At 61.6% G+C, this 20,193-nt stretch carries 19 protein-coding genes; all 19 read right to left on the reverse strand.

Annotation, left to right across the window (positions count from 1 at the left end; all coding sequences use genetic code 11):
• Nucleotides 1–31 precede the first annotated feature (31 nt).
• The 19 genes from CQ13_RS08090 to CQ13_RS08180 all read right to left on the reverse strand — a co-directional run bounded on the left by CQ13_RS08090 (nt 32) and on the right by CQ13_RS08180 (nt 19,183).
• Nucleotides 32–352 (reverse strand): DUF2274 domain-containing protein, encoded by a 321-nt coding sequence (locus CQ13_RS08090; RefSeq protein ID WP_057842460.1) that lies wholly within the window; start codon nt 350–352, stop codon nt 32–34.
• 5 nt (nt 353–357) lie between these two features.
• Nucleotides 358–1,542: a TraB/TrbI/VirB10 family type IV secretion system protein gene (locus tag CQ13_RS08095; protein WP_347337017.1), complete on the reverse strand. Its 1,185-nt coding sequence runs from the start codon at nt 1,540–1,542 to the stop codon at nt 358–360.
• An 86-nt stretch (nt 1,543–1,628) separates the two neighbouring features.
• Nucleotides 1,629–2,654 carry a P-type conjugative transfer protein TrbG gene (gene trbG / locus CQ13_RS08100; protein WP_057842462.1) on the reverse strand — a complete coding sequence of 342 codons (1,026 nt, stop codon included), beginning with the start codon at nt 2,652–2,654 and terminating at the stop codon, nt 1,629–1,631.
• Nucleotides 2,651–3,355, reverse strand: coding sequence for a conjugal transfer protein TrbF (trbF, locus tag CQ13_RS08105; protein ID WP_057842463.1), 705 nt, complete (start codon nt 3,353–3,355; stop codon nt 2,651–2,653). Before trbF ends, trbG begins: the two co-directional genes overlap by 4 nt.
• A gap of 4 nt (nt 3,356–3,359) precedes the next feature.
• On the reverse strand, nt 3,360–4,541 hold the full coding sequence (gene trbL / locus CQ13_RS08110) for a P-type conjugative transfer protein TrbL (protein WP_057842464.1): 1,182 nt from the start codon (nt 4,539–4,541) through the stop codon (nt 3,360–3,362).
• Between the two features lie 12 nt (nt 4,542–4,553).
• A complete protein-coding gene (trbJ, locus tag CQ13_RS08115; RefSeq protein ID WP_063800046.1) occupies nt 4,554–5,309 on the reverse strand; it encodes a P-type conjugative transfer protein TrbJ in 756 nt (251 codons plus the stop codon).
• 48 nt (nt 5,310–5,357) lie between these two features.
• Complete coding sequence (gene trbE, locus CQ13_RS08120) at nt 5,358–7,955, reverse strand: conjugal transfer protein TrbE (protein WP_057842503.1); 2,598 nt, start codon at nt 7,953–7,955, stop codon at nt 5,358–5,360.
• Nucleotides 7,949–8,206 carry a VirB3 family type IV secretion system protein gene (locus tag CQ13_RS08125; RefSeq protein WP_057842465.1) on the reverse strand — a complete coding sequence of 86 codons (258 nt, stop codon included), beginning with the start codon at nt 8,204–8,206 and terminating at the stop codon, nt 7,949–7,951. Before CQ13_RS08125 ends, trbE begins: the two co-directional genes overlap by 7 nt.
• A complete protein-coding gene (locus tag CQ13_RS08130; protein ID WP_063800047.1) occupies nt 8,206–8,577 on the reverse strand; it encodes a TrbC/VirB2 family type IV secretion system protein in 372 nt (123 codons plus the stop codon). The genes CQ13_RS08125 and CQ13_RS08130 overlap by 1 nt, the downstream gene beginning before the upstream one ends.
• A 20-nt stretch (nt 8,578–8,597) precedes the next feature.
• Nucleotides 8,598–9,581 carry a P-type conjugative transfer ATPase TrbB gene (gene trbB / locus CQ13_RS08135; RefSeq protein ID WP_057842466.1) on the reverse strand — a complete coding sequence of 328 codons (984 nt, stop codon included), beginning with the start codon at nt 9,579–9,581 and terminating at the stop codon, nt 8,598–8,600.
• Nucleotides 9,574–10,128, reverse strand: a complete 555-nt coding sequence (locus CQ13_RS08140) for a CopG family transcriptional regulator (RefSeq protein WP_156433571.1) — start codon at nt 10,126–10,128, stop codon at nt 9,574–9,576. The genes trbB and CQ13_RS08140 overlap by 8 nt, the downstream gene beginning before the upstream one ends.
• Nucleotides 10,129–10,139: 11 nt before the next feature.
• Nucleotides 10,140–12,167 (reverse strand): conjugal transfer protein TraG, encoded by a 2,028-nt coding sequence (locus CQ13_RS08145; protein WP_057842468.1) that lies wholly within the window; start codon nt 12,165–12,167, stop codon nt 10,140–10,142.
• 381 nt (nt 12,168–12,548) lie between these two features.
• Complete coding sequence (locus CQ13_RS08150) at nt 12,549–13,691, reverse strand: nucleotidyltransferase family protein (RefSeq protein ID WP_057842469.1); 1,143 nt, start codon at nt 13,689–13,691, stop codon at nt 12,549–12,551.
• Nucleotides 13,692–13,835: 144 nt separating this feature from the next.
• Nucleotides 13,836–15,803: a relaxase/mobilization nuclease RlxS gene (gene rlxS, locus CQ13_RS08155; protein WP_057842470.1), complete on the reverse strand. Its 1,968-nt coding sequence runs from the start codon at nt 15,801–15,803 to the stop codon at nt 13,836–13,838.
• Nucleotides 15,804–16,098: 295 nt separating this feature from the next.
• Complete coding sequence (locus tag CQ13_RS08160; RefSeq protein ID WP_057842471.1) at nt 16,099–16,638, reverse strand: S26 family signal peptidase; 540 nt, start codon at nt 16,636–16,638, stop codon at nt 16,099–16,101.
• Nucleotides 16,628–16,849: a helix-turn-helix domain-containing protein gene (locus CQ13_RS08165; RefSeq protein ID WP_057842472.1), complete on the reverse strand. Its 222-nt coding sequence runs from the start codon at nt 16,847–16,849 to the stop codon at nt 16,628–16,630. The genes CQ13_RS08160 and CQ13_RS08165 overlap by 11 nt, the downstream gene beginning before the upstream one ends.
• A gap of 153 nt (nt 16,850–17,002) precedes the next feature.
• Entirely contained in the window at nt 17,003–17,632 is a 630-nt protein-coding gene (locus CQ13_RS40670; protein WP_197427275.1) for a DUF2285 domain-containing protein, read from the reverse strand.
• A gap of 826 nt (nt 17,633–18,458) precedes the next feature.
• Complete coding sequence (locus CQ13_RS46395) at nt 18,459–18,593, reverse strand: hypothetical protein (RefSeq protein ID WP_283807496.1); 135 nt, start codon at nt 18,591–18,593, stop codon at nt 18,459–18,461.
• Nucleotides 18,594–18,865: 272 nt separating this feature from the next.
• The gene (locus CQ13_RS08180; protein WP_057842475.1) at nt 18,866–19,183 is read right to left on the reverse strand and encodes a DUF736 domain-containing protein; all 318 of its coding nucleotides are present in this window, start codon (nt 19,181–19,183) and stop codon (nt 18,866–18,868) included.
• Nucleotides 19,184–20,193 lie beyond the last annotated feature (1,010 nt).

A 20,193-nucleotide genomic window follows, 5' to 3' on the forward strand; every position in this document is an offset into this window, starting at 1 on the left:
TGACGGAAATCTCTGGGTCGCCTCCTCCCTGTTAGTGGGGCCGGTAGGATGGCTCCTTGCTCTTGCTGGAGCTTTCCCCCGGCTCTTTCTCGGTAGACTGATTATTGAGACTTCGTCGGGGCGTACCAATCATCGGGTCCTTTGCGCCGCCTGCCCGGCTGGCTCGCCTGAAATCCGCATCACCATCAAGAAACGCCTCCAGCATAAACGGTACGAGATCGGCCACCTCTTCCCGTGTACCGTAGGTCTCTGCGTAGAGATCGGCGTAGTCGCGAAGCCGCGCCGCAAGGTTCGGCGTTAACGTCGTGCTGAGCTTGACCGGGGTGCGGTCGGGCAGTTTTGAAAGCTTCATCGGCACTACGCCTTGGCCGCCGTCTGAATGTCTTGATACGGCTTCAGCACCAGATCCTTTGAAACAATTACACGCAGCGGCCAGCCTGGCCGCACCGTGATGGTGGGCTGTACATCGAGTTCACGTTCGATGAGCCGCTGACCTGCCCTATTGGTCGTCTGCTGAACGCTTTCGCGCAGCGCCTTGACCAGGTCGCTTTCGTCGCTGCCGAGCGAGAGCTGGGTCCCAACACCAATAAGCGTCGCCAGGCCAATCCCCTTGAGCAACTGCCAGGTATGGAAATCCACCTCGTCCTCGAGACCTGCGTAGCCCGCGACATCGGTCGCCGGGAGGTTCTCGATCACGATCGAATTTCCGTTTGGCAGGATAAGCCGTGTCCAGACGACCAGCGCCCTCTTCTGGCCGAAGGCCACAACGCTGTCGTACTTGCCAAAAAGCCGCGTCCCCTGCGGGATCAGAAGATGCTCGCCAGTCACGGTGTCGTAAACGTTTTCCGTTACCTGCGCGATCGTCGATCCTGGCAGATCAGAATTCAAACCAGTAATCAGGCTCGCCGGAATGATGGATCCCGCCATGATCGCGTAAGGCGACGGCGCGGCTGCGAGGGCGTGCGGGTTGGTGGTTTCCTTGTCGGCTTTGGCGCTAACGAAGGCGAGCTTGCGCGCCTGGGACGATGGAATAATTTCGCCGGAGCGGTCATTCAAGCCCTGGGCCCTTGCAAGGAGATCAGCCGTCGTCGGAGGGTTATCCGCGAGTGCCGGACGAAATGCCGAAGATGGCTCAGTGGTTGCGACCGCAGCCACCGGCTGCTTGCGCCGGTCCTGCTTGTCGGACAGGCGAAATAGGAGGCCCGACTCCTTGGCCTGCTGCGCAATACGGGCCTGGCGGATGCGCTCAGCCCGTTCAACATCCTGCTCCGGATTGGCCTGGAACGGCGTTTCCGATGGTCCTGCCCCCAGTTTCTTCTCACTCTCGGCGAAGGCGCGACCGACATCGCCGGGCGAAGGTGGGCCGAGCTTCGGCGGCAAGTCTTGATAGGATTTAGGCAGCTTGGTGAGCCCGTCAGCAGTCTGCTTGCGGTCGGTATTGTACAATTCAGTTCGTTCGGTGGGTTTGAACATCCGAGGCGGACTGAGCGCAATGATCGTCGCCCCCGCGATCAACAACGCGGCGACCGCGCAGCCAATCATCAGGGTGCGTTTGTTGAGACGGCGGATCGGCCGCGGCCGTGCCCGCAATTCCAGCCGTTCCGGTGGCACCTTGTCGGAATCCTCGGTCATGATGCGCCTCCGGTGCTGAAGATCTGTGAGACCGGGCGCGCATCGGTGCGAATGATCCGGACGGTGCGCTGGGGATTCTCGCCAAGGCGGAGCTCGGCGGCGCCGAACATCCGGTCGACGATGTAGTAGGAGCCTCGCACGCGATAATTGACGAGGTTAGGCCGGCCATCGGCGCCGGCGACGAACAGGGGCGGCGCTTCGCCTTGCGATAGACCCGACGGCATCTGAATAAAGACCTTATGGCCATCGTCGAAGGCGCGAAGCGGCCGCCACGGCGGATCGTCCCCCTCGATCCGATAGCGGAAGTTCAAGCTGTCCAGCCGCACGCCGCGATCAGCGACGCGTTGTTCAGTCTCCTGCGCCGCCTGGTTCTGCTTGCGAAGTGCGACCAGACTGTCGGTCGGATACGTCCATGAGATTGAGGCCATGTAGGTTTGCTTGGTGGACACGAGTTCGAGGTGGTAGGTGCGCCGGTCGGTCAACACCACGAGATTGGTCTGAATATCCGGCAGCGTCGGCTTGACCAGGATATGAACCCGCCGTGTGCCCGCCTGCCCGCTTATGGTGTCAGCGATGACCCACCGCACTGTGTCGCCAGTCGAGACATCGATCAGTTCCTCGGCTGGCTGCAGCACGATGGTGGAGACCTTCTCCGGGCTGGTGTAGAGCCGATAAAGCGCGCCTTCGGTCCACGGATAAACTTGAATGGCATTGATGTAACCGGCCCGGGTCGGTTCGATCCGTGCGGCCTTGTTGGCAGTGGCTATCGCCTGCTCCGGCGGAACCTTCTCTCCCTTGACGCCTTTGGTCGGCCAAGGCTTGAGCTGACCGGGCAGCGGCAACACCTTGGGTACCTCGACAACCTCGACCGGCTTGGGCGGATCAGCCTCTGGAAGAGCCTTCTCAAACGTCATTTCGTCGTACGGCGCCTCGAGATTCAATTTCGTGGCGCAGCCCCCAAGGGCGAGCGCCAGCGCAAGGATGCTTACGGACGCGCGGCTCTTCATGGCAAAGGACATCATTTTGCGTCTCCGATCAGGTCGCGCGACCAGTTGAGGGAATGAACGTAGAGACCGAGCGGATTCTTCCGCAACGTCTCGGCGCTGGTTGGAGGTTTCAGGATGACTGTCACGACGCCGGTGAAGCGCTCGGTCTTTGCGACCGCGCCGTTCTCGTAGGTATTCTCCTTCCAGCGAATCTCGAAACTTTCGCCGGATGCACGGACGACCGAGATCACGTCGGCGGTTGCGGTTTTCGCGCCGATCTTGGTGAAGGGGTCGGCTTCGCGGGCATACTCGTTAAGAGCCTGCGCCCCGCGATCGGTGACAAAGTCATACGCTCGAAGCCAGTTCGTTCGTACGATGATCGGGTCAATCGACAGCGAGCGGACATTTTCGACGAAGCGCGCTAGAAAGTGCGCGATCTGGGCATCGGACGGCTGGTAGGTCGCAAATGCCGGACCGACAGCGCGCACTTCGCCGTGGCGATCAACCTCGACCACATAAGGCACTACTCCGGACCGGCCAATCACCGTCGAAAGTGTGAGACCTAACAAAGTTGAAAGCGCTGTAGCGGCTAGAGCAGCAAGCCGCCAGTTGCTGGCCTGGACGCGGGCCGAGCCCAGCCGTTCGTCCCAGACCTGCTGCGCCTTCTGATAGGGCGTGACCGGCTCAGGTGTATTGCCATAGCGGACCGATGGGCGGTGGAAAGGATGAGACGCCATACCCTTAGTCCTCCCCCAGCTTGGGACCGGAAGAGTGTCCACCTTTGTCGCCTTCCTTCAGGGTTTGACTGGCAACGCGCGCCGCATCCTTGATCTGCTGCCCTCGACGGAATTGGCTGGCCAGACCCGACGATCTGCCGCTGGATGAAGCGGATTCTTGCCCGCCAGGTGCGCCCGATTTCGCAGGCTGAGAACCCTGGCGAGTGGCTGCCACATCTGCAGCCGAGCTAGCTTTGCTTGCAGACGTGCCAGCAAGTGACGCAGCGGAACGGAGCGCGCCCACCGATCCACTCGCCGCCATCCGCAACCCGCCGAGCGCCAGCGCACCGCCGCCGATCGCTACAGCCCCTGCGCCCGCAACCGTGCCGGCAGCAGAACCGGCGCCGAGTTGGGGCGCCCCCGACACCAGACCCGCCGCGACGCCGGGCCCAAATATGCCGAGCCCGAACAAGGAGAGCGCGGCAAGCAGCAGGCTCATGGCGGAAACAATATCGACCGGCCGGGTCAGCGTCGTGGAAAGCTCACCAAAGATCGTCGATCCGATCCCGATGATGATCGCAAGCACCATCACCTTGACGCCGGATGCGATCACATTGCCGAGCGTCTTTTCGGCGAGGAAAGACGTTTTGCCCCAGAGGGCAAACGGCACCAGGATGAAACTCGCAAGCGTTGTCAGCTTGAACTCGATCAAAGTGACGAACAGCTGGACCGAGAGGATGAAAAACGCGAGCACGATCACGATCCAGCAAAACAGCAGGATCAGAATCGTCGGCAGATTGGTCAGTATGTCGAAGCCCGAGAACTGGCCGGTTTCCTCCAGCAGCGGATGTGCTGCGGTGAATCCTGTCGAGGCCACGAAGCCCGGCCGCATCAGATCCGCCGCGCTCAGCGAACCGCCGCTTGCCTTCAACCCGATGCTTGAGAACGAACTGAAGACGATGCCGGCAAGCGACTTGAAGTTGCCAATGATGAAGGCGAATGCCCCGACATAGAGCACCTTCTTGGCAAGGGTAACCATGATGTGATCGTCGGCACGCAGGCTCCACGCAAGGCCCGCAAGCGTCAAATCAATGACAACCAGCGTTGAACTCAGAAACGCAACGTCGCCGCCGAGAATTCCAAAGCCGGAATCGATATAGCGCGAGAATGTATCGGTGAAACGGTCGATGACCGCGAGATCAGCCATGGTCCCCCTCCTTTAGCGTCCGCCGGTGTAAGCGCGACCGTCTCCAATGAACCGGGTAAAGCGCTCGCGCCCGGCCTCCGCGGAGGCCTGCTGCTCGACAGCTCGCAGGGCTTCGGCCCGAGCTTGCGTCGCGCCGAGCGCCTGGGCCTGCAGCAACTGCTTGACCTGAAGCGCCAGCAGTTCGTTACCGGACTGCTGCGCCTGCAGGGACCCGACGGCGCCCGAAGAATTCGCCATCAGGGTACGGAGCGTCTGCCCGTCCTGGTCGAGCGCGGAGGCAATCATCGCCTGGGTGACCAGCGTTTGTTTCAGCGCCTGATAAGTGTTGTCCCAGCGGGCTGTCGCGTCCTGCACCATCCGGTTTGAGGACACAGCTGCGGTATATTGGCGAGGATAAAACCGCTCAAAGTCGCCTTGGGTTTTCTGGACGTCGAATGAGATGCCCTTGGCCTGGGCGATCAGGTTGTTGATCTCGTTAATCTTCGAAGTGAGTTGGCCAACGACGCTGCTCGGCAGGCTCGTCAGGTTTCTCGCGCCGTTGATCAGCATCTGGGCTTCGTTTTCAAGGCTCTTTATCTGATTGTTGATCTGATCCAATGTCCTCGCGGCGGTCAGAATATTCTGGCTGTAGTTCGACGGATCGAACACCACGATTTGCGCCCCAAGCCGTCGCGAACCATTGACCGCAACGACCAGTGCCAGTCCGACTGCGACGACGCTGGTCGATACTTTTCGTGGAACGGTTCTGCCGAATAGCTTTTCCAGCATCAGATGAACTCCGGATGAGAGGGAAGGGATTGCAGTAAACGCGTGGGATCACGCGTCCCTGACATGTTCGAAGGTGCTGATCAGATTGGCCGCCCACTGAAGATCTCGGGCGGCGAGGTAGTGTTCCGCGAATTGGCTGTGGCCGAATTTGGCAAGTAGCGCCTCGATCAGGCGCTGATCATCGGGCGATGAAGCCGCCGCGAAGGCAAGCGCAATTGGACCGAGCCCAAGCTCGAACAGGCGATTTCCGGCGCGCGATTGCAGGTAGTAGTCCCGCTTCGGAAAGGCTTCCGCGATCAGGCGCACTTGCGTGTCGTTAAGGCCGAAACGGCGGTAGGTCTCCGACTGCGCTGGCTCTAGTGCCCGAGGGTTTGGCAGGAATATCCGGGTTGGGCAGGACTCGATGATCGCCGGCGCAATCTGGCTGTCGGCAATGTCACTGAGCGACTGGGTCGCGAAGACCACGGCGACGTTCTTCTTGCGGAGCGTCTTCAGCCATTCGCGGATGCGATCGACGAATAACGGATCGTCCAGGAACAACCACGCCTCATCCAGGACCAGAAGCGTCGGACGACCATCAAATCGCGCCTCGAGTGCATGAAACAGGTAGGTCAGCACGGGCGCCACCAATCCAGGCAGCGCCATCAGTTCTTCCATCTCGAACGTCAGCACATCGGCGCTGGACAGCCTGTCCGCGTCGGCATCAAGAAAGCGCCCGTAAGGGCCTTCCAGCGTATAAGGCGTCAGCGCCTGACGCAGTGCGTCGCGTGCGAGCAGCGCCACAAGCCCGGTCATGGTGCGCTCGGCAACTGGCGCCGACCCAAGGCACTTCAAGGCCGACCAGATCGTCTCCTTGACCTCGGGCGTGATCAGTACCCGTTCATGGGCAAGAACGCCGCACAACCAGTCAAGCGCCCAGAGCCGCGCTCCCTCGTCGTCGACATCGCGGAGTGGCTGGAACGCTAGTCCGCCCTTCACCCCCAACTCATACCAGGCGCCGCCGAGCGCAAGCGTTGCCGCTCGGGCCGAACGACCCTTGTCGAAGATCACGAGCTGAGATCTTTGATAGCGGCGGAATTGAAGAGCCAATACCGACAGAAGGACAGATTTACCGGCGCCCGTTGGCCCAACGATCAGGCTGTGGCCGACATCGCCGACATGCAGCGTCAAGCGAAACGGCGTCGCGCCCTTGGTTTTTGCCAGGAGAAGCGGCGGTCCATCCAGATGTTCGCAGCGCGCCTCGCCTGCCCAAACGGCAGACAAGGGGCACATATGAGCGAGGTTGAGCGTATGGACGATCGGCTGACGTAGATTCGCGTAGGCCTGCCCCGGCAGGCTGCCGAGCCAGGCTTCCACCGCGTTGACGTTCTCCCGGATCGTGGTGAAGCCGCGGCTGTTGATGGCTCGTTCGACCGCGCGAATCTTTTCGTCGGCGGCGTAGGAATCTTCGTCGTGAACCGTGACCGTCGTCGTGATGTATCCGAATGCCACGAGATCATCGCCGAGTTCCTGGAGCGCCGCGTCAGCGTCGACTGCCTTGTTGTCGGCGTCGGTGTCGAGCAAGGCTGCCTGCTCGTTGAACATCACCTCCTTCAGGATGGCGCCCAGGGATTTGCGCTTAGCGAACCATTGCCGCCGGTAGCGGGAAAGTGCTGCCTGGGCTTGCGTCCGGTCGAGCGGCAGGAAGCGCGTCGCCCATCGATAGGCGACGCCAAGCCGGTTCAAATCGTCGAGTACCCCAGGAAACGTGACGGCCGGAAAGCCCAGAACGGTCACTGTGCGAAGGTGGCTGCGGCCGATCGCTGGTGAGAGACCGCCGGTCAGCGGCTCATCGCTCAGGAATGCGTCCAGATAGGCCGGAATCTCGGGAACACTGACGGGATGCCGCTTCGTCGAGACACAGCTGTGCAGATAGGTCAGCGTGTCCTTGTCGTCGAGTGCTGCGATTTCCGGCAGAACCGACGAGAGCAGATCGATCGCCCTATCGGTCTCCTGGATGAAGCGCTGGAGATGCTCCTGGTACGGGCCCGCGCGGTCCGGCCGCGCTGCGCGTTGCGCCGGCTGACCATCGCTCACGCCATTATGTCCCGGCGCATCGTGGTCGGCCACGAGCTGCGAGCGAGTGGCCTGCTCTCGCCGAAATAAGCGAGACAACAGCTTCGGGCCGGCCGTTTGATTGCCCGGATTTTCCAGAAACAGAGCCTCCAGCCTCGAGACCCGCTCGACCGGCGGCAGGTACATGAATGTGAGATGCGAGACGCTCTCAAAATGTTGGCCCCCGTGACGGGAGGGGTCACTCCATGCCGTATCAGCCGTTCCCTCAAAGGACGCGCGTCGCTCCTCGTCGACCAGCCAGGACACCGCATCGGGAAATTGCGACCGCGGATAGTCCGAGGCGGGTATGCGGGTGGCGTCGAAGAACAGCGCCCAGCCAGAGCCAAATCTTTTCAGGACATTGTTGACGCGGGACGCAGCGCTCATCAGTTCCGCTTCGGTTGCGCTGTCGAGATCTGGACCGCGGTAACGAACCGTGCGCTGGAAACTGCCGTCCTTGTTCAGGACAATTCCGGGCGCAACCAGACAGGCCCAGGGCAGCCAGTCGGCCAGCCGATGTGCGTGGGAGCGGAATTCGCGCAAATTTAGCATGCGAGCCATCCCTTGTGTTTGGTGTGGCGGACAGCGACTTCCACAAAGGCCGGATCGCGCTTGGCAAGCCAGACGGCGACGCCGTGCCCTACGATCCAGAGCGCGAGCCCCGCGAGCCAGAGCCTTAAGCCGAGCGCGAGCACAGCCGAAACCGTGCCAAGCAGGATCGCGGCAGCGCGCGGGGCCCCCCCAATCAGGATAGGTTCGGTCAGCGAGCGGTGAAGAACGAGTTCAAAGCCCTCCCGCCGCATCAGATCAGCGCTCCGCCGCCGAACGAGAAGAACGACAGAAAAAACGAACTGGCCGCAAAGGCGATGGACAGGCCGAACACGACCTGGACCATTTTTCGGAAGCCGCCGGACGTATCGCCAAAGGCGAGCGAGATCCCCGTCACCGTGATGATGATGACAGCTACGATCTTTGCGACCGGCCCCTGCACAGATTCCAGAATGCGCTCGAGCGGCGCTTCCCACGGCATGCCGGAGCCCGCCGCCCAAGCGGCCGACGTCGTCAGGAACGTGACAATGGCGCCGGCGCCGATGTCGACGATGACAGGTTGGGCAACATAGCGAAGCCGTGCAAGGCAACCACTCGCGGCTAATACTTGCAGTCTGAACGTCATGAACTCTCTCCAGGTCCTGTTCAGGGATGATTGGCGGGGGTCGGCAGGCCGGGCGGTATCTCCAGGACGTAGTCGCCTGAAAGATCGAGGCCTTTGACCTCAACAATTGTCTCGATGCGGCGTCCGGGGCCCCGTCCCTTGATGAAGACGATGAGATCGATCGCTTCTGCGATCAGCCGGCGGGGAACGGTCGTTACCGCTTCCTGGATCAGTTGCTCGATCCGATAGAGTGCCGCACGCGCGGAGTTGGCGTGCACGGTTGCTATTCCACCGGGATGGCCGGTGTTCCAGGCTTTCAGCATGTCGAGGGCTTCCCCTCCCCGAACCTCTCCGACCACAATCCGGTCGGGGCGCAGCCTAAGGGTCGACCGCACGAGATCGGCAAGCGTTGCGACGCCGGGTTTGGTCCTCAGCGCGACCGCATCCTTGGCGTCGCATCGAAGTTCGCGGGTATCCTCGATGATGACCACGCGCTGGTCGAGACTTGCGACCTCGGCCAGGAGCGCATTGGCGAGCGTGGTCTTGCCCGAACCGGTCCCGCCAGCGACCAGGATGTTGCGCCCTTCTGCGACAGCCTCGGTGAGGATTTTTGCCATCGCCGGCGAGGCAATCTGCGCTCTGACATAGTCTGACAAGTGGAACGTGGTTGTTGCGGGCTTGCGGATGGCAAAGCAGGCCACGAGCGCCACCGGTGGCAACAGCCCCTCGAAGCGCTCGCCGGTTTCGGGCAGTTCGGCAGAGACGATCGGAGACGATCCGCTGGCCTCGGCGCGGACGTGGCTTGCAACGAGACGGATGATCCGCTCGGCCTCGTGCGGCGTCAGGACCACGCCGGTGTCGGCCCGTCCGGAACCATGGCGGTCGAGCCAGAGCCGGCCGTCGGGATTGACCAGAACTTCAACAACGTCCGGCTCATCAAGCGCTAGTGCGATTGCCGGGCCCATGGCAGTACGCAGCATGTTGCGGCGGCGCTCACGGGTTTCGGGCGAGAGGAGATCAGACATAGCCGACCTCCTCTCGTCCTTCCGGAGGATGCTCCGGCGGCTCACCCGTTGCTTCAGTTGCACGGGGGTTGGTTTTGTCTCCTGCGGTCGGCTGGCCCAACGGCGCCCCCTCCTCCAGATTTCGCAAGAACAGGTCCGGATTGGAGGTACTGACCCTGTCCATCACATCGGCCACGAGCCGGCCGCCCGAGGCGACGCGTTTGCCGACTTGGGCAACGAACATCTCGAAGCGCTCGCGTCCCAAAGCGCGCGCGGCGTTCTGGTCACCCGACGGCAATGGCGGCGTGATGGTGAGGTAGTAGCGGACAAATAGCGCAATGGTTTCCGCCGTGATCGAATGATCGCGATCCATCCGATCGAGCTGCCGGCTCAAACGATCGAGGCGCCGCACCAGGGCTGCATCGCCGCTCTGATCGCGCTCCGGATTGAGAAAGCGGTCGAGGGCTGCGTCAACAATCGCCGACTTGCTGGTTCCTGGCCGGCTGGCTGCCTGCGCAAGACGCTTGGCGACGTGATCAGAGACATAGGCAGACAGTTTCGGTTTCATGACTTGGTCCATCAAAAAGCTGGAAGCAGATCGTCGTCGTCGCGCGTGACTGCATGGGCGCGGCGAACCGTTTCCGACTGGCTGGCGGCGCGCTGCATCTGGCTGCGATCGGAGGCCGCGTCGGAATCGTCTTCAAAGAGACGTTCCTCGCCGGAAGAAGCCTCGCCGACGCCACGCGCAGGCTCATCGAACAGGGGCAGTTGCTGCTTGAGCCCGCCCTCCTCCTCGGCGTCCTGCATCAGATCGCGGAACGGAAGCGTTGCCAGCCGGAGATCGACCTGCCGGAGCTGGTCCTGCCAATCATGGGCTCTCGAGGGTGGGCGATCAGCGTAAAGGCCGGCATCAAGCCGCGGCGTCGGAAGCAGCCGCCCGGTGAAGTTTGCGTCCTCATAGTGCCTCAGCTTTTGAGCGCGGACGGGCGCAAGGCCGGACACGAGCACGATTGCCTCCCCCTGAGGGAGCTGCATCACCTCGCCCGGCGTCAGCAGCGGCCGCGCCGTCTCCTGCCGGCTGACCATGACGTGGCCGAGCCAAGGCGCGAGGCGATGGCCGGCATAGTTACGTTGCGCCCGCAGTTCCGTGGCGGTGCCGAGTGCGTCCGAGATGCGTTTGGCCGTACGCTCATCATTAGCGGCGAACGCAATCCGCACGTGGCAATTGTCGAGGATGGCGTTGTTCTCGCCGTAAGCCTTGACGATCTGATTGAGCGACTGCGCAATCAGGTAGGCGCGGATTCCGTAGCCCGCCATGAACGCCAGCGCACTCTCGAAGAAATCCAGCCGTCCCAGCGCAGGAAACTCGTCGAGCATCATCAGGAGCTGTCGCTGCCTCGGCGCTCCTTCATTTGTGTTCAACGTTTCGGTAAGGCGGCGGCCGATCTGATTGAGGATCAGCCTGATCAATGGCTTGGTGCGGCTGATGTCGGAGGGCGGCACCACGAGATAGAGCGTGACTGGCCTGTCGGCCGCAACAAGGTCGGCGATCCGCCAGTCGCAGGCCTCGGTATTGCGGCCGATGGTTGGATCCCGGTAAAGCCCGAGGAAACTCACCGCGGTCGACAGCACGCCGGAGCGCTCATTCTCGGACTTATTGAGCAATTCCCGCGCGGTCGCCGCGACCACGGGGTGAACCTTCGGTGCGTCCGCCGTGCCAAGATGGTTGGTCGCCATCATGATCCGCAATGTCTTCTCGAACGATTGGGCGGGATCGGCGAGGATTTCGGTGACGCGGGTGAGAGTCTTGTTCTCCTCGGCGTAGAGAACGTGAAGGATCACGCCGACGAGCAGCGCGTGGCTGGTCTTTTCCCAATGGGTACGGCGCTCAAGCGCGCCTTCAGGATCAACCAGGATGTCGGCAATGTTCTGAACGTCGCGGACTTCCGCAGCGCCCTTGCGCACCTCGAGCAGCGGATTGTACCGGGCACTGCGTGTGTCGGTCGGATCGAACAACAAGCAGTGCGAGAAACGAGACCGCCAGCCGGCTGTCAGGTGCCAGTTCTCGCCCTTGATGTCGTGAACCACGGCCGACGAGGTCCAGGAAAGCAAGGTCGGCAGCACCAGACCGACGCCCTTGCCCGAGCGCGTCGGCGCAAAGCACATCACATGTTCTGGACCATCATGGCGGAGATAGTGGTCGTCGATGCGACCGAGGAAAACGCCCTTGGCCCGGAACAGTCCGGCACCAGCGATTTCCTTATGTGTCGCCCAGCGAGCCGAGCCATAGGTCGTGACCAGCTGATTTTGCCGGGCGCGCCAGACTGAATTGACAACCGCAAACAGCGCACCTGCAATTCCGCCACCGGCGGACATGGCGCCGGCGCGCTCGAATATCTCGGGCGCGTACGCTTCGTAGGCATACCACCACTCGAACAGCCGCCATGGCAGATAGACCGGATAGCCCGACAGTGTGAACCAGGGTGAGCCAAGGCCGTCCTGATAGCCGAGCGCGCTGGCCGTCCACTGCGTCGCGCCCCACGCCGAGGTGATAACGATGCCGAAGACAACGGCGATCTGTCCCACATAGATTTTTGCCGGAAACATTCCCTGCCCCATTCACAGCGCGACGTGAACAGCGCGATGAAAAGGACGAGAACGATGCACATTCAATCGAAATAAAAATCGTGGCTCGCAACGAAATCCGCGCTGATCAAATGCGAACTGAAGTGATCATGCGCGCTGCAATGTCAGCCCATGTCAGGAAGCGCTTCAATAGAATGTGAGCAGCGTGACAACGCTGGCTTACGCTTCCAGCATCTCCCAGGCGGACAATGGATTGCTGGGACATTCCGATCGGAACGTCGCGACTCGGGTTCTCCACGACCGGCGATCCTTCGATTCTATTCGAGATCCTGAATTTTGAGGCCACTCAGTCAATCTACCGACGGCAGCTCGGACCGCTGCGCTGGGCCTGTAATCCGCCTGTCATTTTGGGCGGAGCGTAGCGGTATCGGTTGGCTTCTCTGCAAGATCGTAATCGGCGAGCTTGGAGCCGAGTTCGGTCACGCCCTTGGCAAGTTCGGTTCGGAACGAATTCTGGAAGCCGTCGTCGTAGGTCGCGATGCTGGTGCGGATCGCTGCCCTCCAGTGATCGCCGCGGTCCCAGGCTTCCGTAAAGCTCGAGGCAAGATCAGCGTGCTGCCGGTTCGCGATCATCGCTTCGATGATTGACCGGGCCTGAAGCCGGTCCTTCGAACTCTTTGCGGTTGCGTCGCGATCCTCCTTCCGGCGGGATCCGACAATGAGTTTGTGGATGGCGTATCGCTCCGGTGATGGGATGAGGACCGGCACGCCTGCACCGTGCAGCAGCACCGCGCGGATGGGCTCGTAGATCAGGTAGTCGAGGAAGCGGAGCGGGAGTGCCGCCGCCCCGCCCAACGCTGGCATCGGCACTGGCTTGCCTGCCTGATCGTCGGACCACTGATTGGGCGTCAGGAACTCCACCTTGAATTTGCCCCTCGAGACGAACTGGGTGGAGACCCTGCCATCTGCCTGGCTCGGAATCTCGCGAAAGGTCGGATCGACCTGTCGAAGCACCTCCAGGATGGGTGGTATAGAATCCTTGATAGCCACCGAAATTTCGTGGAATTGCGCAAAGTCGGCATCGCCGGTCTGCATGGCGACCGCATCAAGGCGTGTACCAAGCACGGCAGAGTAGCATTGGTAGGCAACGGTTCCGACGAGCACGCCCCTCATACGGAAGAAGCCGGCCTTCGCCAGTGCTTCCACCACCTGGCCAGTCATGGGCAGCGGGCGCGGCAGGTGGGCCTCGCGCGTCAGTGTGGAAACGAGACGCCGGCGTCCTTTCAGATCGGCCTTCAGATCCTTGAACGCCTCGACCCTTTTGGTGATTTCGGGATCGTCAACCGGACCAACGTAGCGGCGATCCTGAGCGCCGCCCTCGGGCTTGGGCGTGTCGAAGTACCAATACTTCTTGCCCTTGACCTCGACGGCCACGAATCTGCCGTTCGCGGAGAACTCGGAGGTGAAGCTCTCGTCGAGGCTGCGCTGGACAAGTTCGGAATAGAGCGTCTGGTAGGTGATATCGAGGCGCTGGGCGGGAGCCATGGCGGATCATCCGTTATACTATTTATGCGGAAATAGTATAACCGCTGGAACTCAAGGGCAAGATCGTTATACTAGTATCGCTAAAATAGTATAACTTTCTTATATATCAATGTTTTACCAGGACAATTTGGTGCTAATCTGGACCTATAAGCCCAAGCCGCGCTTTTGTCCGATCGACCATGAAATCCCCTCGCCGCCGACGACGCCGGTGACGGCCTGCCCCTTGGCCCGCTCAAGCACTGGCCGCCATGGCACGAGACTGAAGTCGCGCGCCCGCTCGATCAGCGCGAAGCGGCCGCTGTTAAGCGTCAGCGTACGGCGATAGGTACCTATGATCCGGTCGCCCGGTTTGGTCTCGGCGTAATCAAGACCGGTCTCGCGCGTCATGCGCGCGCCGACCTCGGCTAGTTCTCGCCGCTCCAGCGTTTGAAGCAGACTGCGCGCGTAAGCGATCCGTCCACCCTGCTCGCGCGCAAGGCCTTGCTCCAGCAACCACTGCCGCCGCAAACGAAGCGCGCCCTCGAACTCCGGTCCCAGTCCCGTCGATGCAATCACCTCCGGCGATCTGGCAACGAGTTGCTTGTCGAGCCACGTCGCGCCGGACGCGCCCGGCAATTCGTCAAGGCTTTGCCAGGACAACACGGTGATCCGCGCGGGGTTGCGCGATCGCTGCGCGGCCTCGAACTGACCCGCGCGTTCGAGGTGATCCGCACCAACGGACCAGTCGCCGTTACTTGAGCGCTCGACGAGGCTTTGCCGCCGCATAGCTTCCAGCCGGCGGACATGCGACTGAATGAACTCCCCGGAGGCCTTCGGATCGAACTCCCGATGCAGTTTGGTGCTGTAGACGCCACGGTTGCGGCCGGCAACCTCCGCGATGGTCCGGTCGACCTCGCGCGGGCTGACGTCGCGCGCGCGAATCTCGACGATCGTTTTTCGGATCAAGGGTTCGTCGGTGGCCTGCCGGACTCCGAGATCGGCGTAATGGGTTCGCCCATCGATCCCGTCCACGATCACGTATCGACGGTCGTGCAACTCATCGGAGACCCCTTCTGCGACCAGCCGCCCGATCACCCGCGCGGCGCCGGACTTCCAATCGAAGATCACATGGTCGCCGGCCGCACGGTGGATTCCTGCGGCGGTCAGATCGCGATGCATCGTCTTGATGATGTCGCCGCGCTCGCCCATCCGCCGCAGCGCCGGCTCCATCTCCGGCATGACCCGCCAGACGCCCGGCGCGGCTTCCTCCGCCAGGCCCATCTGCTCCAGCGTTCGTAGCCGCCCCATCCGCATCGCGTACCGCCGCGGATCGCGCTCAGCTTTGGCGGCAAGCCTCAACGTTTCCCCATCCGCGTCCCGCAGGATAGCACGATCGAGCCGGGTGAGCCGCTCGGCGCCCACTTCGTTCTCTAGCTTGCGTAATGCCTCCAGTTCGCTCTCAGGTCCCAACTCGCGGGTGATGAGCTCGCTGGCCCGCGCGCGGATGCCATAAGCGATGTAATCGCGCGCGATCACAAGATCCTTGCCCTGGTCGTCCTTGCCGCGCACCACAATGTGGCTGTGGGGATGACCGGTGTTGAAGTGGTCGGCCGCCACCCAATCCAGCCGGGTGCCGAGGTCGGCCTCCATCTGCTGCATCAAGTCGCGCACAAACGGCTTGAGGTCGGCAAGCTCATTGCTGTCTTCCGGAGCGACGATAAACCGGAACTGGTGACGATCTTGCTCTCCCCGCTCCGCGAATGCCTTGCCGTCGGCGTGGTTGCTGCTCGCGTCATACAACTCGCCGGGGTCGCCTTCGCGGGTCACCCCGTCGCGCTGCACATAGCGCAGATGCGCCCTGACGGCGCCGTTATCGCCCGGCTTGATGCGGACAATGCGCGCCTTGATGACCACGCGGCGCGCACCCGCCGAACGATGGCTCGCCGACACCGTTCCCTGGGCGTGACCGCGGCCAATCCGCGAGCCGGTAAAAGCCGAGCTTCGGCGCGGCCGTTCTCCGCCAACTTTTGCGGCGATCTTGCGCACGCGTTTGACATAGCCGACGGTCTTGCGGCCGCGGCGGTTGCCGATGCGCCCGAGCTTGACCCTGAATTCATCGTCGATATCCGACATCGCCGCCCTCTGCGCTGGAGCATGTGCGTGCTCTCTCGCCTTGTCGCAAGACGCAGACCTCGTTGGCGACAATGCCGTTACGGCTGGCGACAAATCCTGGATGTGCAGACAACGACTTAGGCGCGCTCTGGCGCCAGTGCTTTTATCTTGCCCTCCCGCTTCGCTCGTTCGCTCGTTCACCCGTTGGTCTCAATGGAAGAGCTTGCTTGACCGCAGGTTCGCGATCTGCCCGAACGAAAGCTCAGCGGCATACCGGGGAAGGTGCGCGCACGCACGATCGCTGTCATGGGCAACTTCAAATATCTGGATGCCAGGTCCAGAGCGGATGCGCCACGCCCAGGACGTCGCAGCGCAGCACCGGGCCGAAGTATCGCGAGTCGAACGAATGAGGGTGCGGCTGAAGCAGGAAAAATTCTCCTTCAACAAGCCGCAAGCAGCCTTCCCAGGTTGGCAGGGGCCGTCCCCCTCGATCGTTCTGAAGCACCTCTACAATGACTTTTCCATTGACCAGGACCGATTCGATCGGCGCTTTGGCGCGGCACACTTCATCGCCGCCGGCCGCAGCCACCTGCTTCAGAAGAGGTACCGGCCCCGGCAAAACGCCATGCGCGATGATCAGGAGTTCAATAGCCGGCGGCGGTCTGAACAGCGCCAGTTCACCGTGCGCGGGCAGCCGTTGCTCCAGATAGTAGAAGCCGAGTGGCGCGCTGCCCGAGGCATTGTAGATCAACAGCGGCATCCCGTTCGCGAAGGAAATCAGCACTGCGATGATGCTGGCGCACATGGCCGAGAGCACGGCCAGTTGGCGCCAGGGACTTGCGCGATCAATCAGCATCGGAGGTTGACCTCCGCTTATTGGCTTCCGAATATTCGATGAGGTCTTCGATGTGGTAGCGGACATAGCGTCCGTGCTTGCGGTAGGCGGGCCCTCTTCCGTTCACCCGCATTTTTTCAAGGGTATTCTTAGTGAGGCGCAGCCAGGCGGCAGCCTCTACCGTGTTGAGAAACGGCTTATCGGACCCTTGGTCGTCGTCACTCTTCGTCATTTCCAATGCTCCTTATCATCTACCTCGTCAAGCACGAGGCGTGAGAAGAAGCGTCGTCACATTGGCAACCTGATTGGGAGTGGCGAATGCGGCAGGGTCTGTTTCGCCATCCCGAGAAAGCAAGTCTCGTCAAGCAGCCGCGACAAGAAGCGGCTAGCTCAGGAGATCGCGATAGCCGCCCTTCATCAATTCGGTTCCCTTGGCAACAAGCCGTCGCGTGCGATCCTTCAGGAATTGACTGTGCCCGTGCCATTCCTCCGCAACCTTTTTCTCCCCGAAGATCGTGATTGCAATCTGGCGGTAGGTCTTGCCCCCCAGGCTTTCATCGAGCGCGATCAGGGCGTGATGCAGACGTTCGTCGCTTGCGAACGGCGGCGTTTGTATTGTCCTCTGGCCAGGCTCGGTGAAACGCTTCAGCCGCTTCAGAAGCTCGATTTGCGCGGAGAGGTCGCCGAGGCCATGGAGCTCGAAGACCGGCGCAAATGGCGCAGTTAGGGCAGGAAGACCGCGGATTTCGAGGGGGACATGAACGCCCGCTCCCTTCACCAACACCAACGGGACCTTGTCGACACCGATGACCGCCGTTCGATTGAACTTGAAGTCCGCAAGCGTGGACGGCGGCGTGTTTTCGTTGCCATTTCGCATTTGGGCGTTGAGGCGGATCACCCGCTTCAGGGCATCGACGTGCCAGAACACCGGTGCCTGCCGGGCACATAGCGCGGGGTCGGCAAAGGCATAAAGTCCCCATCGTTCGGCGCGCGGAAAGCGTCGCCGCAGCCGCAACAGCCACGTCCCATCACTAAGTCTGATGTACGGCAGACGTCGAGGAACGGAGCCTCGCCACTCGGCGATATAGTCTTTGTTCCGGCGCAAGAACTCCCACGCCCAGTCGCATGCGTCATAGCCTGCCGGATCAAGGCGAGCGACGCCATCGCGCGTACGGCGGTGCGAAGACATGACGGGATGGTTCAGGGCCTGCCCCAAGCTAGAAAGCACTTCGGAGCGCTGATCGTTTCGGCCAAATGGGGCAACAGAACGGCCCATCGGGTACTTTCAGGCGCCGATTGCATCAGTCCGCCAGTGTCGAGATCATGCCCGCGCAGGTTTCTGCTGGCGTTTCTGCGGATCGCCCAACACCGGATCACATAATGCCAATCGGCCGTGGTTGCGAGAACCCTTCTCTCGCCCCCGTGCTGGCCCCACGGCAGACACTCGAACGCGGTAGCCCCACGAACAAGACGTCTCAATGTCAATCTTGCATATTCCGTGGTACGCTTTCTCGTGTGCGGGCCGATTCCGGTCTGCGCAGTAAGCGATCTCATTTGAGATTTAACGGAGGGGCATATGGCCAAGAAAGCGAAGAAGGCGAAGAAGACCACCGTGAAAAAGGCCAAAAAGAAGAAGATGAAGAAGTAAGTCTTCGACGACCTTCTGCTCGTTCCGAGCAAGATGCCTGCTGCGGCAACGTTTGCAATCGTCGACCTCGCTTTGGTCTGAATGGAACGATCAATGGTTGGGCCGGACCGCATGGCGCCTTGGGCACCGTGCAGTCCGGCCCTCAAATTCTTATAGCCTTTCCGGCAGCTCTGCCCTGAGTTGGCCGAGGCCTTTAATGAAACCCATTCATCACCGTCACGACCTTCGATAGCAGGACGCCAGTCGACATTAGCGCGGCAAGGCTGATGATCATTTGCGCCAGGCAAGTGCGCTTAAGCGTCACCGCTTGTGGATCGGGAAACAACATGAACGGACTCGCCATCGTCAGCTTCAGTGAAGCGGTGAACGCGTTTGTAGTGGCCGAGAAATAGGGTGAGTCGCGCCGATCGCGATGCAGTATATTTGCCGCCCATAAGGTTGACTCTTCACCGACTCGGCTGCGGCAAACTCGGGGCACGAATTGAGACGCCGCGCCGAATCGGTCGGCCTAAGTTCAGGTAAACAAAAGATTAACGGCTTCCGTCGTACGGCTAAAAGGCCCCGCCCGAGTGGGTCGGGCGGGGCTCGGTGGAGAGAACCTCAGTCGCCGTTCTTCCGCGGCCGCGACCAGAGCAGGGCATGACCATCGTCTTGATCCTCGAACAGGTTCGCGTAGATCGGCGCGTTGAACGAAGGATCATCGAGCTTGAGCGAAAGGTAGTCGCGGCCCTCCTCTGAGCGCTTCGACCAGGCTGCCCCGATCTCGGCCCGGCCGACGTAGACGCGGTGACTGGGCGCGTTCTCGTTTGTGCGGTTGGGCTCGGCGACGATGCGGACGCCCTTCGCTTGCACGCTCAGGGTGACGATCTCGCCCTGAAAATCGTTGCCGACCTTCTTAAAGGAACCGATGTTAGCCATGTCACTTCTCCTTGAGTTTTCGAGCCCGCGACCACCGCGGCCTCGATGGTGATCGAGAGGCCGAATGACGATCGGCGACGCACCCGCTCGCGGGCCGGAGCGTAGCGGAGGACGCTAGCCGCAAGACTTTCTTGGCTCGCGAGGAATGGGCGTGAGCCCAGGGGAAGAAAGTCTTAACGGCGGCGTTGCGGCTCAGACGATCGAGGCGGAGCCGGTCTTCGGCCAGATCAAGCCATCAAGAGGCAAGGTGCGTCCGTGCGCTGAACAGCCTTAAGGAGACGGGCGGCGGACGTCGGTCGTCCTGTACAAGAGGTCGAGAGGTTCAGGCGAAGAAAGGAAACAACGTGCGGGAAAAGTCGGGCGTCGGCCGCCCCGAAATAGCCGTTAGAGAACGCCCGCCTCGACACTCACAGGGTCGCGAATGATCGGCATAATGGCCGTGTACTACTCTGAGGAGACCGCCTCTCGCTGCGATACCCGTCGTTGGCGATTTCGACGCACCTAACGATTGAGGAGAACCCTGGGCGCCGAGCCGAAGGGCTATAACCGTCCTGGCCGCGAGAACTCGCCCTGCCCTGACTGACTGAAGATGGCCAAGTTCGGCCAAGACGGTCATGCGCGCCTGTGTCACCGATGAAGATCGAACCGATGCAGCCAAAGATCTCGCGCCAGAGCGGGGATGGCATCCCAACGTACGATATCCGAGGATCACATGATAACCGGCAATGGCCGCCGGAATGGCAAAGACTGCCGCGATGACGGCGCGCAAGACGAATGACGGCGCCAGGGCGAAGGTGATCTGACCGATGAGGAGCATCAAGCGCGGCGGCAGCGATGCCGACGAGCAACGCGCCGATGGTGCCTGCGCACTATGAAATACCATCACGCCGGCAGTGAACCTAACCAGGAATGGAAGGGCGTCTACAGCGAGAGCAAAGATCGGAGCAGAATAGGCCGATGCGAAGGTATTGAGGAAGTCCGAGAGTAATTCGCGCCTTCCACCACCACCT

The organism is Bradyrhizobium retamae, from assembly GCF_001440415.1.
In the GTDB taxonomy this organism is placed as follows: domain Bacteria; phylum Pseudomonadota; class Alphaproteobacteria; order Rhizobiales; family Xanthobacteraceae; genus Bradyrhizobium; species Bradyrhizobium retamae.

What these genes read in the sequence shown, in the direction of transcription:
- CQ13_RS08090 (WP_057842460.1), bottom strand. Translation starts at nt 352, where the DNA reads ATGAAGCTTTCAAAACTGCCCGACCGCACCCCGGTCAAGCTCAGCACG.
- CQ13_RS08095 (WP_347337017.1), bottom strand. Translation starts at nt 1,542, where the DNA reads ATGATTGGCTGCGCGGTCGCCGCGTTGTTGATCGCGGGGGCGACGATC.
- trbG (WP_057842462.1), bottom strand. Translation starts at nt 2,654, where the DNA reads ATGATGTCCTTTGCCATGAAGAGCCGCGCGTCCGTAAGCATCCTTGCG.
- trbF (WP_057842463.1), bottom strand. Translation starts at nt 3,355, where the DNA reads ATGGCGTCTCATCCTTTCCACCGCCCATCGGTCCGCTATGGCAATACA.
- trbL (WP_057842464.1), bottom strand. Translation starts at nt 4,541, where the DNA reads ATGGCTGATCTCGCGGTCATCGACCGTTTCACCGATACATTCTCGCGC.
- trbJ (WP_063800046.1), bottom strand. Translation starts at nt 5,309, where the DNA reads ATGCTGGAAAAGCTATTCGGCAGAACCGTTCCACGAAAAGTATCGACC.
- trbE (WP_057842503.1), bottom strand. Translation starts at nt 7,955, where the DNA reads ATGCTAAATTTGCGCGAATTCCGCTCCCACGCACATCGGCTGGCCGAC.
- CQ13_RS08125 (WP_057842465.1), bottom strand. Translation starts at nt 8,206, where the DNA reads ATGCGGCGGGAGGGCTTTGAACTCGTTCTTCACCGCTCGCTGACCGAA.
- CQ13_RS08130 (WP_063800047.1), bottom strand. Translation starts at nt 8,577, where the DNA reads ATGACGTTCAGACTGCAAGTATTAGCCGCGAGTGGTTGCCTTGCACGG.
- trbB (WP_057842466.1), bottom strand. Translation starts at nt 9,581, where the DNA reads ATGTCTGATCTCCTCTCGCCCGAAACCCGTGAGCGCCGCCGCAACATG.
- CQ13_RS08140 (WP_156433571.1), bottom strand. Translation starts at nt 10,128, where the DNA reads ATGAAACCGAAACTGTCTGCCTATGTCTCTGATCACGTCGCCAAGCGT.
- CQ13_RS08145 (WP_057842468.1), bottom strand. Translation starts at nt 12,167, where the DNA reads ATGTTTCCGGCAAAAATCTATGTGGGACAGATCGCCGTTGTCTTCGGC.
- CQ13_RS08150 (WP_057842469.1), bottom strand. Translation starts at nt 13,691, where the DNA reads ATGGCTCCCGCCCAGCGCCTCGATATCACCTACCAGACGCTCTATTCC.
- rlxS (WP_057842470.1), bottom strand. Translation starts at nt 15,803, where the DNA reads ATGTCGGATATCGACGATGAATTCAGGGTCAAGCTCGGGCGCATCGGC.
- CQ13_RS08160 (WP_057842471.1), bottom strand. Translation starts at nt 16,638, where the DNA reads ATGCTGATTGATCGCGCAAGTCCCTGGCGCCAACTGGCCGTGCTCTCG.
- CQ13_RS08165 (WP_057842472.1), bottom strand. Translation starts at nt 16,849, where the DNA reads ATGACGAAGAGTGACGACGACCAAGGGTCCGATAAGCCGTTTCTCAAC.
- CQ13_RS46395 (WP_283807496.1), bottom strand. Translation starts at nt 18,593, where the DNA reads ATGTTGTTTCCCGATCCACAAGCGGTGACGCTTAAGCGCACTTGCCTG.
- CQ13_RS08180 (WP_057842475.1), bottom strand. Translation starts at nt 19,183, where the DNA reads ATGGCTAACATCGGTTCCTTTAAGAAGGTCGGCAACGATTTTCAGGGC.